The 22,761-nt window shown below is 60.9% G+C and carries 21 protein-coding genes and 1 pseudogene; 12 read left to right on the top strand and 10 right to left on the bottom strand.

Annotation, left to right across the window (positions count from 1 at the left end; all coding sequences use genetic code 11):
• Positions 1-368: 368 nt before the first annotated feature.
• Entirely contained in the window at positions 369-2,066 is a 1,698-nt protein-coding gene (locus tag FEZ59_RS21835; protein ID WP_172933207.1) for a 3-ketosteroid-delta-1-dehydrogenase, read from the bottom strand.
• Between the two features lie 187 nt (positions 2,067-2,253).
• On the opposite strand from FEZ59_RS21835, the gene FEZ59_RS21830 reads away from it, so the two are divergent.
• The 4 genes from FEZ59_RS21830 to FEZ59_RS21815 all read left to right on the top strand — a co-directional run bounded on the left by FEZ59_RS21830 (position 2,254) and on the right by FEZ59_RS21815 (position 5,462).
• The gene (locus FEZ59_RS21830) at positions 2,254-2,640 is read left to right on the top strand and encodes a hypothetical protein (RefSeq protein ID WP_172933206.1); all 387 of its coding nucleotides are present in this window, start codon (positions 2,254-2,256) and stop codon (positions 2,638-2,640) included.
• Between the two features lie 15 nt (positions 2,641-2,655).
• Positions 2,656-3,204 carry a hypothetical protein gene (locus FEZ59_RS21825; protein ID WP_172933205.1) on the top strand — a complete coding sequence of 183 codons (549 nt, stop codon included), beginning with the start codon at positions 2,656-2,658 and terminating at the stop codon, positions 3,202-3,204.
• Positions 3,205-3,690: 486 nt separating this feature from the next.
• Positions 3,691-4,113 carry a hypothetical protein gene (locus tag FEZ59_RS21820; RefSeq protein ID WP_080910140.1) on the top strand — a complete coding sequence of 141 codons (423 nt, stop codon included), beginning with the start codon at positions 3,691-3,693 and terminating at the stop codon, positions 4,111-4,113.
• Between the two features lie 98 nt (positions 4,114-4,211).
• The gene (locus FEZ59_RS21815) at positions 4,212-5,462 is read left to right on the top strand and encodes an amidohydrolase (RefSeq protein WP_092764893.1); all 1,251 of its coding nucleotides are present in this window, start codon (positions 4,212-4,214) and stop codon (positions 5,460-5,462) included.
• A 132-nt stretch (positions 5,463-5,594) separates the two neighbouring features.
• On the opposite strand, the pseudogene FEZ59_RS21810 reads toward FEZ59_RS21815, so the two are convergent.
• A pseudogene (locus tag FEZ59_RS21810) lies at positions 5,595-6,626 on the bottom strand (MFS transporter); the annotation flags it as partial.
• A gap of 127 nt (positions 6,627-6,753) precedes the next feature.
• Here FEZ59_RS21810 and FEZ59_RS21805 point away from each other — a divergent pair.
• Together FEZ59_RS21805 and FEZ59_RS21800 are read left to right on the top strand one after the other, a co-directional pair.
• Positions 6,754-7,203 carry a helix-turn-helix domain-containing protein gene (locus tag FEZ59_RS21805; RefSeq protein WP_134998325.1) on the top strand — a complete coding sequence of 150 codons (450 nt, stop codon included), beginning with the start codon at positions 6,754-6,756 and terminating at the stop codon, positions 7,201-7,203.
• 23 nt (positions 7,204-7,226) lie between these two features.
• On the top strand, positions 7,227-7,829 hold the full coding sequence (locus FEZ59_RS21800) for a hypothetical protein (RefSeq protein ID WP_020906513.1): 603 nt from the start codon (positions 7,227-7,229) through the stop codon (positions 7,827-7,829).
• Positions 7,830-7,937: 108 nt separating this feature from the next.
• On the opposite strand, the gene FEZ59_RS29870 is transcribed toward FEZ59_RS21800, so the two are convergent.
• A complete protein-coding gene (locus FEZ59_RS29870) occupies positions 7,938-8,159 on the bottom strand; it encodes an RGCVC family protein (protein WP_047890135.1) in 222 nt (73 codons plus the stop codon).
• Between the two features lie 238 nt (positions 8,160-8,397).
• Between FEZ59_RS29870 and FEZ59_RS21795 the strand changes: the two genes are divergently transcribed.
• From FEZ59_RS21795 to FEZ59_RS21785, 3 genes are all read left to right on the top strand, one after another.
• Positions 8,398-8,742, top strand: a complete 345-nt coding sequence (locus tag FEZ59_RS21795) for a nitroreductase/quinone reductase family protein (protein WP_019747516.1) — start codon at positions 8,398-8,400, stop codon at positions 8,740-8,742.
• 234 nt (positions 8,743-8,976) lie between these two features.
• Positions 8,977-9,708, top strand: coding sequence for a response regulator transcription factor (locus tag FEZ59_RS21790; protein WP_037120143.1), 732 nt, complete (start codon positions 8,977-8,979; stop codon positions 9,706-9,708).
• Positions 9,698-11,398 carry a GAF domain-containing protein gene (locus tag FEZ59_RS21785; protein WP_172933204.1) on the top strand — a complete coding sequence of 567 codons (1,701 nt, stop codon included), beginning with the start codon at positions 9,698-9,700 and terminating at the stop codon, positions 11,396-11,398. Before FEZ59_RS21790 ends, FEZ59_RS21785 begins: the two co-directional genes overlap by 11 nt.
• 3 nt (positions 11,399-11,401) lie before the next feature.
• On the opposite strand, the gene FEZ59_RS21780 is transcribed toward FEZ59_RS21785, so the two are convergent.
• Complete coding sequence (locus tag FEZ59_RS21780; protein ID WP_020906510.1) at positions 11,402-11,782, bottom strand: VOC family protein; 381 nt, start codon at positions 11,780-11,782, stop codon at positions 11,402-11,404.
• A 198-nt stretch (positions 11,783-11,980) separates the two neighbouring features.
• Here FEZ59_RS21780 and ctaD point away from each other — a divergent pair, with 198 nt between their 5' ends.
• Both ctaD and FEZ59_RS21770 read left to right on the top strand, forming a co-directional pair.
• Complete coding sequence (gene ctaD, locus FEZ59_RS21775; RefSeq protein ID WP_019747520.1) at positions 11,981-13,714, top strand: cytochrome c oxidase subunit I; 1,734 nt, start codon at positions 11,981-11,983, stop codon at positions 13,712-13,714.
• A 242-nt stretch (positions 13,715-13,956) separates the two neighbouring features.
• Positions 13,957-14,808 (top strand): universal stress protein, encoded by an 852-nt coding sequence (locus tag FEZ59_RS21770; protein ID WP_021343144.1) that lies wholly within the window; start codon positions 13,957-13,959, stop codon positions 14,806-14,808.
• Positions 14,809-14,825: 17 nt separating this feature from the next.
• Here the strand turns inward: FEZ59_RS21770 and FEZ59_RS21765 are convergent, their stop codons facing one another.
• The 4 genes from FEZ59_RS21765 to FEZ59_RS21750 form a co-directional block, all read right to left on the bottom strand.
• Positions 14,826-15,299 carry an NUDIX domain-containing protein gene (locus FEZ59_RS21765; protein ID WP_020906507.1) on the bottom strand — a complete coding sequence of 158 codons (474 nt, stop codon included), beginning with the start codon at positions 15,297-15,299 and terminating at the stop codon, positions 14,826-14,828.
• Positions 15,300-15,378: 79 nt separating this feature from the next.
• The gene (gene katG / locus FEZ59_RS21760; RefSeq protein WP_030535896.1) at positions 15,379-17,601 is read right to left on the bottom strand and encodes a catalase/peroxidase HPI; all 2,223 of its coding nucleotides are present in this window, start codon (positions 17,599-17,601) and stop codon (positions 15,379-15,381) included.
• Between the two features lie 36 nt (positions 17,602-17,637).
• Positions 17,638-18,081 (bottom strand): Fur family transcriptional regulator, encoded by a 444-nt coding sequence (locus tag FEZ59_RS21755; protein ID WP_019747524.1) that lies wholly within the window; start codon positions 18,079-18,081, stop codon positions 17,638-17,640.
• A 116-nt stretch (positions 18,082-18,197) separates the two neighbouring features.
• A complete protein-coding gene (locus FEZ59_RS21750) occupies positions 18,198-18,530 on the bottom strand; it encodes a hypothetical protein (RefSeq protein WP_037119238.1) in 333 nt (110 codons plus the stop codon).
• A 73-nt stretch (positions 18,531-18,603) separates the two neighbouring features.
• Here FEZ59_RS21750 and FEZ59_RS21745 point away from each other — a divergent pair, with 73 nt between their 5' ends.
• Entirely contained in the window at positions 18,604-18,912 is a 309-nt protein-coding gene (locus tag FEZ59_RS21745; RefSeq protein ID WP_024487387.1) for an amphi-Trp domain-containing protein, read from the top strand.
• 27 nt (positions 18,913-18,939) lie between these two features.
• Here FEZ59_RS21745 and FEZ59_RS21740 read toward each other — a convergent pair whose 3' ends face one another.
• Positions 18,940-21,237 (bottom strand): serine/threonine-protein kinase, encoded by a 2,298-nt coding sequence (locus FEZ59_RS21740; RefSeq protein ID WP_030535895.1) that lies wholly within the window; start codon positions 21,235-21,237, stop codon positions 18,940-18,942.
• A gap of 84 nt (positions 21,238-21,321) precedes the next feature.
• The gene (locus FEZ59_RS21735) at positions 21,322-22,737 is read right to left on the bottom strand and encodes an FAD-dependent oxidoreductase (protein WP_172933203.1); all 1,416 of its coding nucleotides are present in this window, start codon (positions 22,735-22,737) and stop codon (positions 21,322-21,324) included.
• Positions 22,738-22,761 lie beyond the last annotated feature (24 nt).

Below are 22,761 nucleotides of genomic sequence, written 5' to 3'. Positions count from 1 at the left end.
GAAATGGGGTGGAACATGGAGATCCTTGCGTTGCGGATGAGGAATCACCTCATACGCTGTCGCTTCACGACGCTCCACGCCACGGTTGAATTACCTGGGTACGTACCTGTTTTGCGCTTTCGACCCGACCGGTCGATATCAGGCGCCACTTCATTCCACGGCATCTGGTGAAAAAATCAGTGCCTCACATCACTTCTGGAGACGATACCGCGCCTCGGTCACCCGGCACGTCAGCGTTACCGAGATGGGACATACAGCTGGCATTGCTGCTACACGCCGAACGGGAGACCAGTGCACGTTCCGGCATCGGAAACGCGCGCTGATCTCCCGTCAGGTCGATCTACTAGCTAGTGCATCTACGGTTTGAGCTACTTCTCTGCTGCGTGATGGGCCGCGATGTATCCGTAAACCAGCCCCTGGCCGATCGTCGCGCCGGCGCCTGGGTAGGTGTGACCGAATGCGTTGGCCGCGGTATTGCCGATCGCGTACAGGCCGTCGATGACGCTGCCGTCCTCACGAAGCACGCGCGCATGCTCGTCCGCCTGCACACCGCCGCAGGTGCCCAGGTCGCTGAGCGTCATCTTCACCGCATAGAGGGCGCTCTTGTCGAGCTGGCGCAGATTCGGGTTCGGAGACACTGTCGGGTCGCCGTAGTACCGATCGTATGCACTGCCGCCGCGACCGAACTCCGCATCGCTACCTGCAGCAGCGGCCTCGTTGAACTTCTGGAAGGACTCGGCAAACGCATCCTCGGGGAGACCGACCTTTCGGGCGAGTTCGGCCGGACTGCTCGCCTGGTGCGCGATGCCCGACTCGAAGAACGCCTGCGGAAGCGGCTGGCGGGGGAAGATACCGCCTGCGAACACGTAGCTGTTGCGGTACTCCTGGTCGAAAACAAACCACATCGACTCGGCCGGATCGCCAGCCTTTTCCCGTTCGAGCACGCGCTGGCCGAACGACATGTAGTCCGTCGCCTCGTTCACGAATCGACGACCGGTCTGGTCGACGATGAAAGAGCCGGGCAGCGCACGCTCTGCGAGCATCACCATCGGCGGGCGGCCCTTGATGCTTGCCACCGCGGGGAACCACCAGGACTGATCCATCGATCCGATACCTGCACCGAGCTCTTGTGCTGCCTCGATCGCTTCGCCGGTGTTGCCCTCTGCGCCCAGGCTCTCATGCTCACCGAGGCTCTCCGACTGGTACTTGTGGCGCCACTCCATGTTGTGGTCGAACCCGCCGGCTGCCAGGACGACACCGCGCCGAGCGGTCACCGTCACTTCACGTCCGTCTTGCACCACAACTGCACCCGTTACGCGGCCATCTTCGGTGATGAGGCGAACCAACGACGTTTCCGTCCACACCGGGATGCCGGCCTGGACCACACCGGCGAACAGTCCGGCGGCGAGCGCCTGACCGCCCGCGATGTATTCACGCTTGAGGACGTACTTGCCGTAAACGCCTTGCGCCAGGCGGCGGATGATGCGGGGGATAGCCTTGCTCGGCTTCTTCACCATCAGGTTCATCCACTTGTAATCCGCACCCGTCACCGGCATCGGCAGTCCGGCTTCCATCAAACCGGGGCGCAGGCGACCGCGTTCCGCTCCCAGTACCGACGCGTCGAACGGCAGGCACTCGCAGGTACGTCCGGCGGCGCTACCGCCCGGCAGTTCGGGGTGGTAATCGGAGTATTCCTTGGCCCAGAAGAACTTCATGGGCGTCGTGCGGTAGAGCATGTCGACAGTGGCTGCACCGTTGTCGACGAAGGCTTCTCCTCGTTGGGCAGGGGCAGTGTCACCGACCACCGAACGCACGTATGTCTTCGCGCGCTCAACGGTGTCGCCCGCACCGGCATTCGCCAAGATCGGGTTGGCAGGCATCCAGAACGCACCACCGGACCGCGCCGTCGAACCGCCGACGTACTGCGTCTTCTCCACGATCAGCGTGGACAAGCCGAGTTCGTTCGCGGTGAGGGCGGCAGCCATGCCGGTACCGGACCCGATCACCAGTAGATCGACAACGATGTCCTTGGCTTGTGTCGCGGGGGGTGCCTGATTCTTAGCCATTGAACAAATCCCTTCACGTGGTTATCGACGTAGAACGCTAAGGCAGTCGCGGCGCAGAAGGTTCCAGATGCCCAGTCAGCGGGACATTGCGAGTGGATTGGCGAAAAACAGCTCCTGCCAAGGTTCGGACGTTGTGGCCGTCTCAGCAGAACTACGCCTTGCCCTCGTCGACCTTTAGGCTGCTCTCGTGACGACAGACTCCGGCATCGTTGACGAAGCGCTCGGCACCCTTGTCCGCGGGCACTACGTCTTGTCCGACGGTGAGCGATTGGACGACGACTACTACAGCCTGACCTGCAACCTCGACGGGCGAGCCGTCGGATTTATCGCCCACTCACTCGAGCCTGACGCCGTACGCGGCATGCTGCCCCGCCTACGCCACGTCTTCGACCAGCACGAGGCTCTTCATCGTCTGGCTGTCGAAGCGATTGTCAACGAATTCAGCGAAGAAGCTCCGTCACGAGGCGAAGTGATCGATGCACTGCGCGATTTGGTGCTCGAGTCCGTCGAGGTCTTTCCCGACAACCGCGATCCTCGTCTCGGACTATCTGCTGACGTTCCTCGGCACCGATGAAGAATAATCATCTGCATGAAATGGAACACCCCTACAGAGACCGGCTGGTTCGTGAACCTTGCCGAAGGTGGTTCGGCCGTATCGATATTCGATCCGTCGGGGAGCGTCCAAGGCGAACTGATTCCCGCACCCGACGACGAATTGGAGAGCGTTTCCGGCGGGCGGAAGAGGAAATCGTCAACAGCCGAGCAGGATCGACCAAGGCTCGCATTCCGCAAAGGCCGACCTGCATCGCTTCGATTGTCCGACGGAACGATCGGGACTCTGATCGACCAGAGACCCAAGGCCATGCGCCGCAAGAACAAGCTGTGCGAAGTCGATATCGCGGGCAGAAGATACCTCTTCGTTCATTCATCGGGCCGAAAGGCAACGGCCCGGCGTGACGGAATCGCATTGGCTCACATGGAACGTGGGCGATGGTCCGGTAGAAGTATCGTCACCAGAAGAACCCTCACGGCGACGGACGGCCTTGACGAATGCGTCCTGACACTGTTTCAGAAGGTGGTGACACCTGGACGTACCGGCGCCTTCGATCAGGCGCTGACCGACCTCAGCAACATATGACGCACGTACGCCACATTCGATGGATCTCAACCGCACTCGAGATACCAACTGTCAACTCTTAGGTCCACGGACATGCCTTGGACACAATGAGTTTCACATCTCGAATCGGAAGGCTGAAGCCAGATCATCTATCAACTCGTGGGCACTCTGGATTCGCAGCAACAGAATATGTTGCAGGCCAGGATAAACGAAATTTCTTGTCGAACTCCTCGATCCCGTCGTCAGCAAACTGAACAGGACCATCAACAACGCTGTCGACCCCAACAACATCTTGAATCCGCGCGTTCTGATCCCCTCGAGCGGTTCGACGGACGGCAGCTGAGGCCGCTACATGTATCGAATAGCGACGAGTACCTGAATTCTCCTGTGCAACCGGATATGGTGAGGCTGTCGTCTTCAATGCGGCGGTGCAAGAAGGAAAGTTACGACCAAGACGTTATGTCGGGGAATAAGCAAATCGCCTGGATATGGCTGGAGGCCTCCGTGATGAATCTCGTTCGCAGACTGAGCGTCTGCACATCCGTCGTGATCACGTCGGCTCTGACGTCGGTAGCGCTCGCTTCCGCTGCGGTGACCATTCCATTCCAGATCAACCCTGCGCCGTACGGCAACCCGAACGGCAGCTTCGACGCGCCGGCGGTCCGCTGCGTAGCTGTAGTCGGCGAACTACCCGGCACGGTGACGATCACCGGAGGCAAGGAAGACCGCTGGGGATGCCTGCTCTCATCCGAAGTGCGCTGGCTGAACCTTTCGACCGGGGCCTCCGGCTCCGCTCGTCTCTCGGACGGCCTGAACGGAGTCCCGGCAGGGGCGATCGTGCAGACCGGGACCGGTCAAGTCGCTGTCGCCGTGACGTCTGTGGCCGGATCCATCATCACCCCAGGTGTCGCATCGTTCTACGTGCCGTAGCACCAGAACTCCGCATCGCGGACGCGGTGGGGCCTAAGGTCCTGTTTACCGACCCGTCATCCCGGTTAGCCTGAAAAGACGCTACCGAGAGGACTCTCATGACCTCGTCAGTGCACGAAACGATCGCAGTGGATCTGGATTTGATCGACCTGTACAAAGACCTCCACGGCAACCCGGAACTTGGATTTCACGAGCATCGAACGTCCAGTCTGGTGGAAGGACATTTGACAGCACTGGGATTCGACACGACTACCGGCGTCGGGACAACCGGAGTCGTCGGAGTCCTGAAGAACGGAGCGGGCCCCACAGCGCTGCTGCGTGCGGACATGGACGCCCTCCCGGTTCGGGAAGAAACCGGATTGGACTACGCCAGCACCGTGACAACGACCGACGATCAGGGGAAGACCGTCTCGGTCAGCCACGCGTGCGGCCATGACCTGCATACGACCTGCTTACTCGGTGCAGCCCGGATCCTCTCGCAGGACACGACGACCTGGTCCGGCACTCTTGTCCTCGTCTTCCAACCGGCGGAGGAACTTGGCGCGGGTGCGCAAGCCATGGTCGACGACGGACTGTTCGAGCGATTCCCGAAGCCCGACATCGTTCTCGGCCAACACGTATCGCCGCTACCGGCAGGCACGATCGCCGGGCACGCCGGCCCCTCGTATGCGGGATCGGACTCACTTCGTGTGAGACTGGTCGGAAAGGGCGCCCACGGATCTATGCCGGAGAACTCGGTCGATCCCGTGGTCATGGCGGCCGAAACCGTGTTGCGTTTGCAAACTGTCATCTCACGCGAGGTCCCGAGTACTGCAACAGCTGTCCTCACCGTCGGCTCCATCCATGCTGGAGATGCCGCCAACGTCATTCCCGGCGAAGCAGAACTGCAACTCAACATCCGCAGCTACGACGCAGTTGTGCGTCAGCGCATCCTGGATAGCGTCGACCGCATCGTCCAGGGCGAAGCGGCCACCGCCGGCGCTCCCACCCCACCGATCATCACCGAGACGGAGCACTTTCCGATCGTCGTCAATGACCCGGCGGCGCTGGACAAGACACTTGATGCGTTTGCCGAATGGTTGGGGACGAACAAGATTCTCGATCCCGGCGCAGGAGCAGGTAGTGAAGACGTCGGCATTCTCGCGACCAGTGCCGGTGCGCCACTGTCGTACTGGTTGTTGGGCGGTACCGACCCTTCACTGTTCACGACAGGTGACATGACCGATCCGGCTTTGCGAACCGTGCCGTCGAACCACTCCCCGCACTACGCTCCCGTGATCGAGCCGACCCTGACCATCGGTGTGAACGCCTTGGTCGTCGCGGCCAGGACGTGGCTCCCAACTCCCTAGGGTGTTGCGGGTCCGCAATCGATCGACCGTCCACACGATCAAGGCTGCAAACGCGTAGGCGCCGCCGAGAATACTTGCAGCGCCCCACCCTGCCGCGTCGAAAACCATAGTGGTGGAAACCGCCCCAGCCGCGCTGCCCAACGAATAGAACACCATGTAACTACCGATGGTCCGCCCGGCCGATTCCGGTTCATCCGCGACGATCAGGTTCTGGCTCGAGACATGAACAGCCTGCACGGCGAAGTCCAACGCAACAACACCGACTACGACTAACACCAGCGAGTGCGTCGCCTGCGCGTTGAAAACCCAAGACAGCAAGAGAACGACCAACGACGCCCCGGTGACGCGTTGGGCTTTGCCTTGATCGGCCCAACGTCCGGCACCGATCGCGCCCAATGCTCCGACGCATCCGGCGATTCCGAAGAGCCCGATCTGTGTGGTCGACAATCGCCATGGCTCCTCGCTCAGTGGTAATGCCATACCGCTCCAGAGCGCACCGAAGGACGCGAACAGGAACAGGGTGATCAGAGCCCTCGTGCGAAATAGTCGGTTCGTAAGAGTCAATGTCACGACCGATCCCATGGCACGCGCATACGAACCCCGATCCGAGTGCGAACGAAGGTCTTTCGGCAGCATCGTCAACGCGACAGCCGCGATGAGGACCGAAATCAAGGTGGATCCGGCGTAGACCGCCCGCCAGCCTGCCAGATCCGCAACTGCGCCGGCGACAGTTCGAGCGAGGATGATGCCGACAACAACGCCGCTGGTGATCACACCGATGTTTGCGCCGCGCTCATCTGGGTCGCTGATTGCCGCAGCGTAGGCGACTACGACTTGAACGACGACCGAGAACGTGCCTGCGACAGCCATCCCGATCAGCAGTTGCAGATTCGTGGTGGCAAGAGCAACAAGCATCGTTCCTGTTGCAGCAGAGACGATCTGGATTGCGATCAATTTTTTGCGATTCACGAGATCGCTCAGTGGCACCAACACGATCAACCCCACCACGTAACCCATTTGGGCGAGTGCGACTACGAAGCCGAGGCCGGCCGGAGGGATGGAAAGATCTGAACCGATTTGCCCGAGGAGCGGCTGTGCGTAGTAGATATTGGCTACCGAGACACCGCAGAGCACCGCGAGCAACAGGCGAAGTCCACGAGGCATTTTGAACTTGTCCCGTGTGTTCTCGACAGCATGACGTGCAGTCACTTCCACCTCAATTTGGTTGCGTTTTGATACCATTTGAAGACTATGTCAATACAGTTTCAAAACGCAACCAATGAGGAACCCGATGCCTGATCGCACGCAATGGACGGACCCGCACTGCCCGACGGCCCGAGCGGCCGACATCATCGGCGACAGATGGTCGCTGTTGATCGTGCGAGACGCCTTCGACGGATCGTCGAGATTCAGTCAGTTTCAGCGAAACCTGGGCATCGCAAAGAATATCTTGACGTACAGGCTGAAAACCCTTGTCGAGCAAGGAATTTTCGAAGTCCGGCCGAACGAGCAAGGTACCCGCAACGAGTACATCCTGACCGGACGCGGTATGGATCTGTTCATCGTGATCACGAGCCTGCGGCAATGGGGAGAGCGCCACGCCTTCGATGACGATGAGCCACACTCGATCTTGATCGACGACACCACGGGCGATCCGGTGCCCAGGCTTCGACTGATCAACGCACGGAATATCGACCTGGACCCGACAAGTACACATGTGGAGAAGATCGAGGAAGGTTGACCCGCAACTCGCCAGATCGGTAGATGGGCGCACAGGATTCGAAGTTCGCGCATACTCCGATCATGACTGTCGATCTCGAGTTTTCCTGGCCGCAGTTTCTCTGGATTGCATTCATCTTCGTCGGCGTGCCCACAACTATCGGCGCGAGCATCATCTGGACAATCTGGCGTTCGGAACGAACTGGCGTGGAGCACTCCACGACCGCCCTCGACGCCGGGCGCACGGGATCGGGCCCACTCGGACTGTGGCGCACCGGCCTGTTGGCCTTTGCGCTGGGCCTTCTGTCTTGTGTGGGCTGGCTCAGCTGGTCAGCCGACTACAAAGGCGGATTCCGCGGCCCCGGCCTGCCTGCCCCGACGCAGTTTCCTCCCTGGCAGGTGTTTGCCTGCGGATTAACGGTGATCCTCGCGTGTTTCGTTTCCGCACATCGCTCGCGATGGATGAAGGCAGGCGGCCTGACTGCAGCTGCCGGCACGGCTGCGGGATTCACCACAGCATTCAGTATCGACGCCAGTACTGATGTCACCGGACAGGCAGGCGTGGGCGTCGCACTGTCCACGATCGGATGGGGCCTCACCCTTACCGCACTGATGCTTCTGCGCGGCAAGTGGTCGCGACGAGGATAAATCTATTGCTCAGTGCGGTTCACCCGCGGCGCGTTTCAGTGGCGCGGGCAGTGTCGTCGAGGTGGCAGTCGAATCTTGACGGAGGAATTGACGTGATGCCCAGGCGGATCAGTATCGCGAATAGTGCTGCATCTCCTCACGATCGGCAGCGCAGATGCACTTTCGATCGAGACCGCGGTCGGCTGTCACTGCGCAGAACCGAACGCCGAGCGGATCGTGGGATTCCATACTGTGCTGACACGCAGGGCAGATGGACGGCGTGTTCTGATCCGCGTCTGTCGACTCGGCTTGCCCTGGTGCATTCGACACATCGGACGGGTTCGACGCCATACAGGCGCTCCAGTTCTCGGCCGTTCGACCACAGACCGGGTTGGCGTCGAGGACGACATGGCTTGACCGCGCATATACGAATGACCCTCGACGTACCCCCACGCTACTCGCTTCGGCGCACCGGTTTGTACCAATTTCTGCCACGCGACAATCACCGTCGAGCAGGATAGAACTACAGCACGCACCATTTCCGTGCAGCGTTCGAATCCGTGCAGCATCCGAAGCGAAAGGGCTTCTTATGAACACTTTCCAACGTGTATCCGCCGCCGTCAACGTAGTGGTCCAACCACTGATCGGCGCTCCGATCGTGGGCAAATTACTCGGCCGTTCAATGACCGTCATCACCTACGTCGGCCGCAAATCGGGACGTACCTTCAGCGCGCCCGTGTCCTACAAAAGAAAAGGCGACCATGTGACGATCGGAGTTGCCATGCCGGACAAGAAAAGCTGGTGGCGCAATTTCTATCCGGAACAAGGCCCCATCGTTCTCCAACTGGACGGTATCGATCGTCCTGGCGAAGCCCTCGCACATCGAAAAGGCAAGGGAGTTTACGTTTCGGTCGAACTCGCGCCTACGGACTGAAACGATCGAAACGGCACCGGCGCAATCACATTCACTTCACACTGATCGCCTAGCCGTACCTCGGTGATCCATATCTCGTCGCGATCGGGACCTTTGACTCTGTGCAATCGACACTCGGTCTCGCACCGTTCGACGCGGGTTTTTTGTCGACCGTTTGACGAACAACCCGTCCTTGCCAGTACATTACCGTCCGGTAACATCGATGGCAGGCGCGAGCTGGAAGAGGTGACCACCGTGACGATCGGCATCTATCTGGTCGACGACCACGAGATCGTCCGTCGTGGATTGGCAGACCTGTTGAATCAGGTATCGGGATTCAACGTTGTGGGCGAGGCGTCGTGTGTTCGCGAAGCTTCGGATGGAATACCCGAATGCCGACCCGACGTGGTCGTCATGGACGTCAGACTTCCCGACGGCAACGGTGTGGAACTGTGCCGGGAACTGGCGTCGACCTGTCCGGAAGCGGCCACGTTGATGCTCACGTCGTACTCCGACGACGACGCCCTACTCGACGCCCTGATCGCCGGCGCACGCGGATTCGTCCTCAAGAACATCCGCGGCCACGACCTGGTATCCGCGATCCGTACGGTCGCCACCGGCAAATCGCTGTTGAACACTCAGGCGGTGGTCGGTTTGGTCCGGCGCATCCGATCCGAGCAGGAGTCGGGTACTGCGGCAGCACTGTTGACCGATCAGGAACTGTTGATCTTCGAGTTGATCGGCAAGGGGCTGAGCAATCGAGAGATCAGCACGCACGCGGAACTCTCGGAGAAAACAGTCAAGAACTACGTCTCACGCATCCTCGAAAAACTGGGTCTCGAACGTCGAACTCAGGCTGCAGTTCTGGCGACAAAGCTTCGTGCGGGCACTGCTCACCCGGATCCATCGGGACAGGCGACCACACACCTACTGACGCCGTCCGGTTCACCATTCTCCGCCACTACAGGCACACACCATGCCAGGTAGCCGCGACGCGCTCATGCTCAGCCTTTTCGGCGACATCGCCGGAAGCGCAGAGCTGACTGCCCTCAACCCGACTGCAATTCCCAAACTGCTCAGTGCCGTACTGACCGTCGGGTCCACCCTCCAACTCGACGAAACGCTGCAACAGATAGTCGATGTCGCAAGACATGTGCTCGAAGCGGACTACGGTGCGCTCGGCGTGAAGTCTCCCGACGGCCGCTTGTCGCGCTTCATCCATTCCGGTTTGAATCAGGGGCAGGTTGCCAAGATCGGGCATCTTCCCGAAGGTCACGGACTGCTGGGCCTGGTCGTTCAAGAACCTTGTCCGGTTCGAACCGACCGAATCGCCTCACACCCGTCCTCGGCGGGGTTTCCAACCAATCACCCACCGATGGACACGTTTCTCGGTGTTCCGATCTTCGTCAGGGGCGAGGTGTTCGGCAGCATCTACCTCGCGGACAGCTCGGAACGGACTGCATTCGACGACCGTGACGAGGCCGTACTCCAGATTCTGGCAAACGCTGCGAGCATCGCCATCGACAATGCGCGTCTGTTCGAGGAATCCCAAACGCGGGAAGCGTGGCTCAAGGCCGTCGCCGCCGTAAACGCACGCCTGCTCAGTGGAGGATCTCGCGACGAGACACTGGCCGAACTGGTTCGCACGACGCGCCGTCTCACCGACGGCAATCTGGTGTGCATAGTTCGCTACGACCTCGGCGAAGGGCCGGGTGTTCACGTCGCAGAATCCCGGACTCGCGGGACGACCGTCTCGGACGGCACAGTTCTCGATCTTTCCGGAACCGTGATCGACGAAGCTGCCCGCAGCCGGCGAACGATTTCCGCCCCCAGTGCCAGCGCTGTTCCGGCACTGCATGTTTCCAGCGAGGAATCCGTCGTCGCACTCCCATTGTCGGGAACCTCGTTCGGCGGCGGCGTCCTCTTTGCATCACGCCGCAGCGATCGTCCGTGGGGCGTCGATGAGATCGAGCAGCTGACGGCAATGGCCGACATCGCCGCTGTCACTGTCGAATTCGCCGAACAGCAACGAAAAGAGCGACTGGTCGACGTCCTCGAAGATCGAGACCGAATCGCGCGTGATCTTCACGACCACGTCATTCAGCAGTTGTTCGCCACCGGATTGAGTTTGCAGGGGGCATTGCAACGTCCCGGCGACGAGGAAACCATTCGCACGGTGTTGGACAACTCCGTTGATCAACTCGATCGAACGGTCCGCGAAATCCGCACCGCAGTCTTCGACCTCCACACGAGCGAGATGTCGACTCCCACAAGCCTGCGACGCCGATTACTCGACGCCGTCAACGGTCTGTCCGGTCACTCGTCGATCACTCCCAGCGTCACTTTCGAGGGGACCATCGACAGTTCCGTCCCGGCTCGACTCGCCCCGCACGCCGAAGCCGTTGTGCGCGAAGGGTTGAGCAATGCTCTGCGGCACGCCCATGCCAACGCCATCGACGTCACCATCCGGGCAACGGAAGATCTTGTCATCAGCATCGTCGACGACGGTGTGGGAATCGACCAGGCAACCAGAATCCACGGTCTCGACAACCTGGCGACCCGCGCTCGTCAGTGCGGCGGCTCGAGCAACATCACCAGCGAGAACGGCGTCACCGAATTGGTGTGGCGAGTTCCGCTGAGCCCCAGGCGAAGTCCGTTGTCAATCCAGCACGGTTGAGCGTCAGAGCGGATCCAGTTGGGCCTTGAGCAGGCAGAACTCGTTACCTTCTGGATCGGCCAGGACATGCCATTGTTCCTGCCCCGTCTGGCCGATGTCGGCCGGCCGCGCACCAAGACCCAATAGGCGTTCCAGTTCGGCTTCCTGATCGCGGTCGGTGGCGTTGACGTCGATATGCAGGCGGGGCTTACCCTTCTCCGGTTCGTCTCTGCGACTGAGGATGATCGTCGGCTGCGGACCGCCGAACCCTTCGCGCGGGCCGATCTCCAGAGAACCGTCGTGCATTCGATCGAGCACGACGAAGTCCAGGACCTCGCACCAGAACCGCCCCAGAACCTCAGGATCCCGGCAACCGAGCACCAATTCACTGATACGACATGCCATGACAACTCGCTTTCCATCCGCAAGGACAATTGTCTTTCGACCGTACCGGACCACGTGATCTACGCCATGCCGCCCTGTCCGATCCTCGGGACCTTTTCCCCTCGTCCGAGGTCGTGGCCGCCGCGATCATTGCGTTTATGTTCCACAGTCCCAAGAATTCTCGGTATTTCGTCACGTCGATGCGCACAGGCGGCCGTCGTGGTTGATCTCGCGCCCCGGCCGGTCGACGAGGTCGATATCCACGTCGGCGCAACTCCCCGGACCGCTCCGAAGGGTTCGAAACTGGTCGAGATCCTGAGGACCACCGATCACAAGATGATCGGGCTGATGTACATCGTGACATCGTTTGCCTTCTTCCTGATCGGCGGACTGATGGCGCTGCTCATGCGCATGGAATTGACTGTCCCGGGAATGCAATTCCTGTCAAACGAGCAGTACAACCAGTTGTTCACCATGCACGGCACGATCATGCTCTTGCTGTACGCGACCCCGGTCTTCTTCGGATTCGCCAACTACCTCATGCCGCTGCAGATCGGCTCGCCGGACGTGTGTTTCCCGCGGCTCAATGCGTTCAGCTACTGGTTGTATCTCTTCGGCGGCCTGATCGCCTCCGCCGGGTTCGTAACACCCGGTGGTGCAGCAGATTTCGGCTGGACCGCTTACGTGCCACTCACCAGCGAACTCCACTCCCCCGGTATGGGTGCCGACCTGTGGATCATCGGGCTTACTCTCGGCGGCGTCGGCACCATCCTCGGCGCAGTCAACATCGTTTCGACGATCGTCTGCCTGCGGGCCCCCGGGATGACGATGTTCCGCATGCCGATCTTCACGTGGAATGCGCTGGTCGCCAGCATGCTGATCCTCCTCGTTTTTCCGCTGCTCGCTGCTGCCTTGATCGGGCTGTGGGTGGACCGGCACCTGGGAGCGCATTTGTTCGACCCCGCGACAGGTGGAGTCATGTTGTGGCAGCACCTGTTCTGGTTCTTCGGCCATCCCGAGGTCTACATTCTGGCGCTTCCGTTCTTTGGCATAGTCTCCGAGATCTTCCCTGTCTTCAGCCGCAAGCCGATCTTCGGATACACCGGATTGGTCTACGCAACACTGGGAATTGCAGCTCTGTCGATCGCTGTGTGGGCGCACCACATGTACGCAACCGGCGCCGTTCTCCTCCCCTACTTCTCGTTCATGACCTTCCTCATCGCAGTTCCCACCGGAGTCAAGTTCTTCAACTGGATCGGCACGATGTGGAAGGGGCAGTTGACTTTCGAGTCGCCGATGCTGTTCTCCGTCGGCTTCCTGGTCACATTCCTGTTCGGCGGACTCTCCGGCGTAATTCTCGCAAGCCCGCCCCTGGACTTTCATGTCACCGACTCGTACTTTGTTGTCGCGCATTTCCACTACGTCCTCTTCGGAACAATCGCGTTCGCGACATACGCCGGAATCTATTTCTGGTTCCCGAAAATGACCGGCCGGATGTTGGACGAGAAGCTCGCCAAGATTCACTTCTGGTTGACACTGATCGGCTTTCACGCGACATTTCTCGTCCAGCATTGGCTCGGCGCTCAGGGTATGCCTCGGCGGTACGCGGATTACCTGCCGTCGGACAATTTCACTCTTCTCAACACGATCTCGACCGTCGGCGCGTTTGTGCTCGGAGCCTCGACGATTCCGTTCATCTGGAACGTTTTCAAGAGCTATCGGTACGGACGGATCGTGACGGTCGACGATCCCTGGGGATTCGGAAACTCACTCGAATGGGCGACGTCCTGCCCTCCACCACGACACAACTTCACCGAACTCCCCCGAATCCGCAGTGAGCGGCCGGCATTCGAACTGCACTACCCCCACATGGTCGAGAGGATGCGCGACGAGGCGCACGTCGGACTGCTTGGTCACAAGCCGGTTTCCACGGTAAGCACAGAGGTGAAATGACATGAATGACGGCACGAAGTATCGAGCTTGGGCAGAAAGTCAGCAGGTTGAACGCCGAGCGAAACCCGGCCATCTCCTGATGCCGTTGCTCGTCCTCATGTTCGCAGTCACGACGCTCGTGTGGTTGCCCCTGACAACTGCCGCTTGCTCGATAGTGGTTGCAGGATTGCTGTTCGGCACTGTCCTGCAAGCCAGTTCGCATTCAACAGAACCTTCGACAGACATAACGCGAGGAGCTCGGAATGACCTCCCAACTTTCGACTGACGTCTTCACCTCGGAGTGGTCCGCAGACGGAGCGGTCGTCGTGTGCATCGATGGATCCCCGCTGCGCACCGACGTGATCACGTGGGCGGCCGAGTTCGCGCATCGCCACAGTCTCTGGATGCGAATAGTTTTCGTAGCTCCGAACACCGCAGATCCGAACACCGGCGATCCGAATACCTCGGCATCACCGACCGGCCTGTTCATGGAAGCCATTCAGATCGCAGAGTCGGTGTCGCCAGATCTTCGGATCCGGACCGATCTGATCTCCGGGGAGAACACCGCAATCCTCACCGCGTTGACGTCCGAGGCCGCCTTGATCGTCAACCCCTTGATCGTCACTCAACAGGACGATCTCACTGCACCCGCCCCGGCATGTTCATTCGCAACAGTCGGAACTTCGTGTGAAAGCCAGGCTACGGCTGATCTTCCCGTTGTCGTCGGTTTGGACGGAAGCGCCTACAGCGAAAGCGCTCTGGCCATTGCATTCAAGGAAGCCGAGGCCGCGAACACCGAACTGGTCGTCGTGCACGCTGTCCCGCCGGAGGCCGAGCTGAGTCGAAACTTCGAAGCCGGGCACGCGCCCCAGCATTCGACGCCGCTGACGTGGCAACTTTCAGGTTGGGCCACGCTCTACCCCGGCGTCACCATCCGACAGATCGAGTACGACGGCCCTTCGGTTGCCATTCTGGAACAACTCTCCACCGAGGCACGGCTTCTCGTCGTGGGCCGGCGCGGCCGAGGTTCGTTCGACGACACCGCTCTCGGCACCACGAGCAGTGCAATGATTCGAAAAGCTCACTGCCCGGTCATCGTTGCGAGCGAAGCCTGAATTGGATCCTCGCTCGGTCAGAACCCGTAGCTGTGGATGGGTGCGAGCTGACCGGCGTGGTGGGCTTCGATCACGAAACGCTCGTGGTCGACCAACTTCTCCGGGAGTTCGTCAACCGGCCACCACCGCAGATCTGCAGATTTCAACGGCTCCATCCGGCGTGGTTCACCCGACCACGTGCGGCATTCGTAGAAGAAGTCCACTCGATGATCCACCGGGTCGACCCCTTCCGCATGTCGGCGATGCAATACGGTGAGTGGCTTCAGTTCCGAGGAAAGCAGCTCCACGCCAAGTTCTTCCGCGGCCTCCCTGACAGCCGCATCGAGTGCCGACTCCCCCAGTTCGACGTGTCCCGCAGCAGCGTGAGCCCAGTATCCGTCCATGAAACCGGTGCCCTCACGCAACTGCAACAGCACCTCCGGCCGTTGCGCCGGGTTGCTTCGACGAAACATCACGTACACCGCTGGTACCAGCGCAAATTGATCGGCCACATGACCACGCTATCGTGCGGGAAACGGCGGCGCCCCGCGAGAACAAAGCTCGCGGGGCGCCGTCGGCTAATCTGCTGAATCAGTTGACGTCGAACCTGTCGAGGTCCATCACCTTGGTCCAGGCGGCAGCGAAGTCCTCGGCGAACTTCTGCTTCGCGTCTTCGCTGGCGTACACCTCGGAGAGTGCGCGCAGTTGCGAATTCGATCCGAAAACAAGGTCGACCGCAGTTGCCGTGTACTTCGGATCTCCAGTCGCCCGATCAACCCCGTCGTAGACGTTCTCTTCCGTCTTCGACGGCTTCCACTCGGTACCCATGTCGAGAAGGTTGACGAAGAAATCGTTGGTCAACGTCTCGGGACGGTCGGTGAACACCCCGTGGCCGGTCTTGCCGAAGTTCGCGTTCAGCGCGCGAAGTCCGCCGACCAGAACTGTCACCTCGGGCGGGGTCAGCGACAGCATGTACGCGCGGTCGACCAACAGAATCTCTGCCGGAATCTTCTCCCCTCCCTTGAGGTAGTTCCGGAATCCGTCGGCCCGGGGTTCGAGTACCTCGAACGAGTCGACGTCTGTCTGCTCCTGAGTCGCATCCGTACGTCCCGGCGTGAACGAGACCGTGATGTCTTGTCCGGCGTTCTTCGCGGCCTGCTCGACTGCCGCTGTACCACCCAGAACGATCAGGTCGGCAAGTGAAACCTTGGCTCCACCAGCCTGGTTGAATTCCTGCTGAACTCGCTCGATGGTCTGAAGCACCGCGGAGAGGGCTGCGGGCTCGTTGACTTCCCAGTTCTTCTGCGGCTCCAGGCGAATTCGAGCACCGTTGGCGCCGCCGCGCATGTCAGTGCTGCGGAAGCTCGCAGCCGACGCCCACGCGGTCGACACCAACTGTGAGACGGACAGCCCGGAATCGAGAAGTCGACTCTTGAGGATCGCGATGTCCGCGTCCCCGATCAGTTGATCATCGGCCGAGGGAACCGGGTCCTGCCACAACTGCGGTTCGGGAACCCACGGTCCCAGGTAACGCGTGACCGGTCCCATGTCGCGATGCAGGAGCTTGTACCAAGCCTTGGCGAACTCTTCAGCGAATTCTTCGGGATGATCGAGCCAACGCCGTGTGATTTTCTCGTACGTCGGATCCAGGCGTAGGGAGAGGTCGGTGGTCAGCATCGTCGGAGTACGTCCGGCCGACGAATCGAACGGATCCGGGATCGTGCCGGCCCCCGCGCCATCCTTCGGGATCCACTGCCACGCACCCGCCGGGCTCTTGGTCAGCTCCCAGTCGTATCCGTACAGAATCTCCAGGAAAGTGTTGTCCCACTTCGTCGGAGTGGGAGTCCACACGACCTCGAGACCACTGGTGATCGCGTCCTTACCCACGCCCGTACCGAAGGCGCTCTTCCAGCCCAGTCCCTGTTGCTCGACGGGTGCGCCTTCCGGTTCGGGTCCGACGAGGTCGGCCGGACCGGCACCGTGTGTCTTGCCAAAGGTGTGGCCGCCGGCGATCAGCGCGGCCGTTTCCACGTCGTTCATCGCCATGCGAGCGAAGGTTTCTCGGATGTCGCGGGCGGCCGCTACCGGGTCCGGTTGTCCGTTGGGTCCTTCGGGATTGACGTAGATCAGGCCCATCTGAACTGCGCCGAGCGGTCCGGACAGCTCACGGTCTCCGCTGTAGCGCTCGTCGCCGAGCCAGGTGTCCTCAGGACCCCAGTAGATCTCCTCGGGCTCCCAGATGTCTTCTCGGCCGAAGCCGAAGCCGAAGGTCTTGAACCCCATCGACTCCAGAGCGCAGTTGCCTGCGAACACCAGCAGGTCGGCCCAGGAAACCTGCTTTCCATACTTCTGCTTGACCGGCCAGAGCAGGCGACGTGCCTTGTCGAGGCTGGCGTTGTCCGGCCAACTGTTGAGCGGGGCGAAACGCTGAGCGCCCTGACCGCCACCGCCGCGGCCGTCTGCGATGCGATAGGTGCCGGCAGCATGCCAGCTCATACGCACGAAGAGTCCGCCGTAGTGTCCGTAGTCGGCCGGCCACCAATCCTGCGACGCCGTCATCAAGGCAATGACGTCACGTTTGAGCGCCTCGACGTCGAGCTTGGCAAATTCCTGCGCATAATCGAAGTCGGCTCCCATCGGATTCGACTTGGACGAATGCGCATGCAAGACAGAGAGATCCGGCTGATTCGGCCACCAGTCCCGGTTGGTTCTCGGACGATTCCCGGTCGGTGTCGGAGACGGGATCGCGGGGTTTTCACTTTCGCTGGTGCTCGCGGTGTTTCCATCGTGAGCAACCGGGCAACTATCGGACACGGTAATCCCTCCATGAGCGAGTAGAACGGACTTCGATCACGGGTGTGATCGCAAACTCTGAGTTGTCGAACAGTCGGCACACAGGCCCCAGTAGATGACCTCGGCTTCATCGAGGACGAAGCCGTTGTGCGCCGACGGCGTCAAGCACGGTGCCTCTCCGACTGCACAGTCGACATCTGCAACGGCCCCACAGGACCGGCAGACGACGTGATGGTGGTTGTCACCGACGCGAGACTCGTACAGCGCCACCGATCCGGACGGTTGGATCCGCCTGATCAGCCCGGCGTCGGTGAGAGCGTGCAACACGTCGTAGACCGCCTGCCGCGACACCCCTGGCAGAACAGCCCGCACAGCATCGAAGACAGTCTCGGTGGCTGCGTGTGGGCGTGCATGCACAACCTCGAGCACCGTGACTCTGGGACGAGTCACGCGAAGCTCAGCGTTACGCAGTTGGGCTGCATAATCCGGCGTCGAAGGCACCTTTCCACTATTGCGCAATCTTCTGGACTGAACCCAGACTTTCGCGAAAATCCTCGCCTACGCGGATTTGCCGACCGATTCGTCAGCGCTCCGAACAGGACGAACGGGCCCGGGAATCATGGGAGATGAACTGGGGGTAGGTCTTGTTGCGCCAGTCGCAGTTCAGCGGCGGCGATGACGCCGGGGAAGTAGTAGTGCCCCTCCGGCGACTGAACAAGAGATGCAGCGTCGATACCGTCGACTTCCCATACGTCAACCGCGCCGCCGGTGTTGTTCATTCTGACAAACCAGTCCCGTTCGCCCTCGTCGCTGGCGAGGAAGCATCCCTCCTGCTCTGCTCGTAGACTTCCTGCGATTCCGCGAGCTGAGCCCATTCGGCGCCAGTCCAATCCATACCGCTGGATCGACGCACGGTTCAAGGCGGAGGTGACGTGGTAGCGGGTCGACATCGTCCAAAGGTAACAATCTTCCGTTTGTTCCAACTACGGTGAAGGGGAGAATCCGCCGAGGTCAGGAGTGATCGTGCCCAAATTGGAGATCAAGAGGAAGTCACAACTCTCACGGCAGGAAGTCGCCGACCGACTCATCGCCCTCGGCCAGGCCCTCGCCAGTGGATCGGAAGTGGAACTGGGGTCGGGTGGGGACTCGATCGAAATCAGTGTTCCGGAACAGGTTCGGTGGGAACTCGAGATCGAAGTCGACGGCAACGAGGTCGAGATAGAAATCGAGATTCACTGGCGCGACGACCCTCAGGAAGAATCAGAAGAGAAGTCTCCGCCGCCCACCAAAGCAGTTCGTCGCAGCCGACCGCGCAAGAGCACTGCCAAATAGGCCAACCCGGGTGCGGTTGTCAGGCAATTACGGAGACGCCGACACCTCGAGAGACACAACGCGCAGCAGTGCTCGGAGATCACTTTCGATCCGTCGAAACAGTTGATACACAACGATGAAGCCCGCGATCCCGCCCAGACACAGCGCACGGACGGTTGCGTTGAGTTCCTCCCCGGCCCCGGAACCGACAAAACTGAGTCCCGCGATTCCCACCAGTGGAACCGACGCCGCGACTGCGAGGTAACGCGTGCTGCTCCGACCCAACGAGCGAATATCGCGTCCGTCGTCGCTTCGTAACTCGCCGTGTGACAACAAGATCGGATACAGACATCGAACCGAGTAGTACGTCAGGATGAAGAACGGATACGCGACTGCGACGGCGCCGCACACTGCCAGCGACGACATCAGGTGCACGTATGCTCGTTGCGGAATACCTCCGGCGGCAATCTGCAACGCAACTGGATATGCGATACCGGCCAGGACCCACAGACCGAATGCGATCACCACCGCGCGGTGTCCGACGTTCAGCGTCGCGGTACGGGCTTTGTTCAAGACCTCCGCGCTGTACGTCTGACCGTGACGCAGTCCGTGAGGCACAGTGAGCGCAAGCCGGCACCAATACAGGATCGCCGCGGCACCGAGTGAGAACGCGGCCACCCCGATGACCAGATGAACCTGCTCGAGGTGCTGCTGAGCCTGGGGCGAGAGTCCCGAAATGATCAGCATCTTGTTGTAGTAGTAGTTGTAGCCCGCCGCCAGGAGATTCGGAATTCCGATCGCGGCCAGAAGAATCGGCAGTGCCCACTTCCACAACGTCGAACGCGGGCTCCCTTCCGGTGGGTCCACCAGGTTCCGGGCAGACCGGTCCAGACACAGTGCGAACTGACGGGCAAGCTTTCGTCCGCCAGACCACCGTCCGTCTCTCTCGGGCGAAAGAGACTTCACCAGTACTCGGCGCAGCGCCGGCGGGCAGTCGTCCGGTAACCGGGCCTCGGCCGCGGGATCCACTCCACGCCGGCGTGCCTCGAGCGCCTTCTTGGGCGACGGTGGGTTCTGCCCCGTGCCGTCGTCCGTGAAAGGCCTACTCCCGGTGAGGAGTTCCCACAGCATCACGCCGAGTGCATAGATGTCGCTACGGGTGTCGAGTGTGCCGGGAGACCCCACGGCACAGGCCTCCAACTGCTCTGGAGACATGTAGGCGAGCGAGCCTCCGACAAAACAGGCAGCGTCCTCGGTCGAAACCTCCTCGCTCGAACTGACGTTGAAGTCAGCGAGTTTGGGAATGCCTTCGACACTGAGAAGTACGTTCGCCGGCTTGATGTCCCGATGTAGTACGCCGTGCTCACGCGCGTACTCGAGGGCGTCGGCCAGTCTCATTCCCATCCAGGCCACGGTCTCCGGCCACGACATCGCTGCGATCTCGTTCCGTAAACTCGTCTCGCTCGGTTTCATCTCCCCCTTCTTCGCCAGGGTCTGATCGATGGCGTCGAGAAGTAGTTGTCCGGACCGCTGAGCCTGCGGTGTCACGCGGACAAGTTTGACCACGTCGAGCAAGGTCCCGCCTGGCACGTATTCCATGAACAGAACTCGCAGTGCGCGTTCCTCGAGCAGCCGTTGATCGAAGACCCGAACGATGTTGGGATGGTCGAGTTGGGCGAGAGTCTGCGGCTCGACCCCGACGTTGCGCGAGATTTTCAACGCAACCCATCGCTGCATCGACAGTTGCCGTGCCAGGAACACTCGGGCGAATGCACCGTGCCCGAGTTCCAACACCAGTTCGAAATCATCGAGGCGCTGCCCGATCTCGAACTCGTCGAAACCCGAGAGCCCCAACATCATCACGTCTTCTCGACCGGCCATCGAATCACGGTCGAACAACCGCTCGAAACCCTCTGCTTGCAAAGGGAACTCGCTGAGGTACTCGGCCGCTACGACGTCCTCCCCGCCCTGCTTCCGCAGCCGGAACTCCTCGTACAGAAGCTCCGCCGGTAGTGGCTCTTCGAGCAATTCCGGGTACTCGGCGCAATACTCCGTGAGTCGTTTCGGACCGTCATTCTTCAGCCAGCGGTACTCCATGTCGATTCCGACCAGTTCGATCAGCGCGCCCCGACGAATCTTGGCTGGATCGGGCAGATATTCACTCAGGTCGGACGGGGTTCGTCCCGCCTCCCAGTCCCCGACCAGGCGCCCGAGACCGTCGGCATCGTTCGATTCGCCGCGTACTACCGGCAGTGCGGACAGGCGCAACTCGGTGACGGTGCCCCGTTCGGTCAGGGGCCCGCTCGCGACTGTCGCGTCACTGGCCTGCGCACCACGTTCATTCATGAGTTCTGCTCCGCACCTCGAGCACGATGAATCGAGGCGACTCATTTCAGCGTAACCCCGGCGGTACCTCTGACCCCAGCGAATCTATTCGGCGTGAACTGCCGACTTCGTGCCGATACGAACGAGTTCTTCGCGGTCACCGATCTTGACGCGTGGACGTCCGTGCTCGACACCGAGGTCCTTCTCGGCGGCGTCGATACGAAGCCATCCTTCCCAATCGACGGGCAACAGATCGCCGGCCGCGAGGACCTCCTCGATCCGGCTGCGATTTACCCGACGCCCGCCGAACGAATCAAGTTGGCGCAGCATCGTTTCGACTGTTTGGCGAGCGTCGGGCCGCGCCGCACCGATCAGCCCCGCGGCACCGCGCTTCATCCAACCGGTCACGAACAAGCCCGCGATCGGTAGACCGCTCTCGTCGACCACCGCGCCGCTCCGGTGCGAAACTATGCCGCGCCCGTGATCGAAGGGCACCCCGGCAAGTGGCGTGCCGAGGAATCCGATTGCCCGGTACACAGCTTGAACCGGATAGTCGGTACAGACACCCGAAGCGGTGACGTGACCGTAGCCGTCGGGATCAGTCCGCTCGACGCGGAGTGCCTCGACTTTCCCGTTACCGAGAATCTCCACGGGCTGTCGGTAGAAGTGCAGGTGAACTCGACGCTGGGCAGTTCGGTCGGCAGGCGCAGTGCCCGCGAAACCACGGAGTGTCTCGACTGCCAGTCGGGTGTGCACCAACTGTTTTGTCATCCGCTCGATATGCCGGTCCGGCGCGACATCGGCAGCATCGACGACAACATCTACGCCGGGTAGTTCACCGAGAGCGCGCAACTCGTTCGGGGAGAAGCGAGCGTCGGCTGGTCCGCGCCGGACAAAGATGTGCACTTCGCGAACACGACTGCCTGCCATCCCTTCCCGAACTTCGGCCGATACGTCCGTGGCCTGCAGCGATTTCGCCTCGGCGAGAAGCATTCGGGTGACATCGAGTGCGACGTTGCCACCTCCGATCACCGCAACCGATTCGGCGTTCAGCGGCCACTGCAGCGAACTGTCCGGGTGATCGTTGTACCAACCGACAAAATCGGCGGCCCCGAATGAACCGGGAAGCTCGACGCCTGGAATGTCGAGTAGTGCATCCCGCGGCGCACCGGTTGCAATGATCACCGCGTCGTAGGAAGAGCGTAGGTCCTCGACGGAAAGGTCCTTTCCGATCTCTACGTTGCAGAACAGCCGGAAGTCACTGGCGACCAGCACGGTGTGCAGAGAATCGACGAACTTTTCGGACTCGGCGTGCCCTGGGGCGAGACCGTAGCGCACGAGTCCGTACGGCGTCGGTAGACGCTCGAACATGTCTATCTTGGTGCCAGGAGCCAGTTCAGCGAGAGCGCCGGCAGCGTGGATTCCCGCCGGCCCCGCTCCGACGATCGCGACCCTGAGCGGTGGTGAGAAAATCCGGGGCGCCGCCGGCGGGGATACCGCTGAACCTCTAGCGTTGATCATGCCCCGAGGCTAGGACCTCAACTG

The sequence above is a fragment of the Rhodococcus sp. MS13 genome (assembly GCF_013277835.1).
Lineage (GTDB): Bacteria > Actinomycetota > Actinomycetes > Mycobacteriales > Mycobacteriaceae > Rhodococcus_F > Rhodococcus_F erythropolis.
This window is presented reverse-complemented; position numbering and strand designations above follow the sequence as displayed.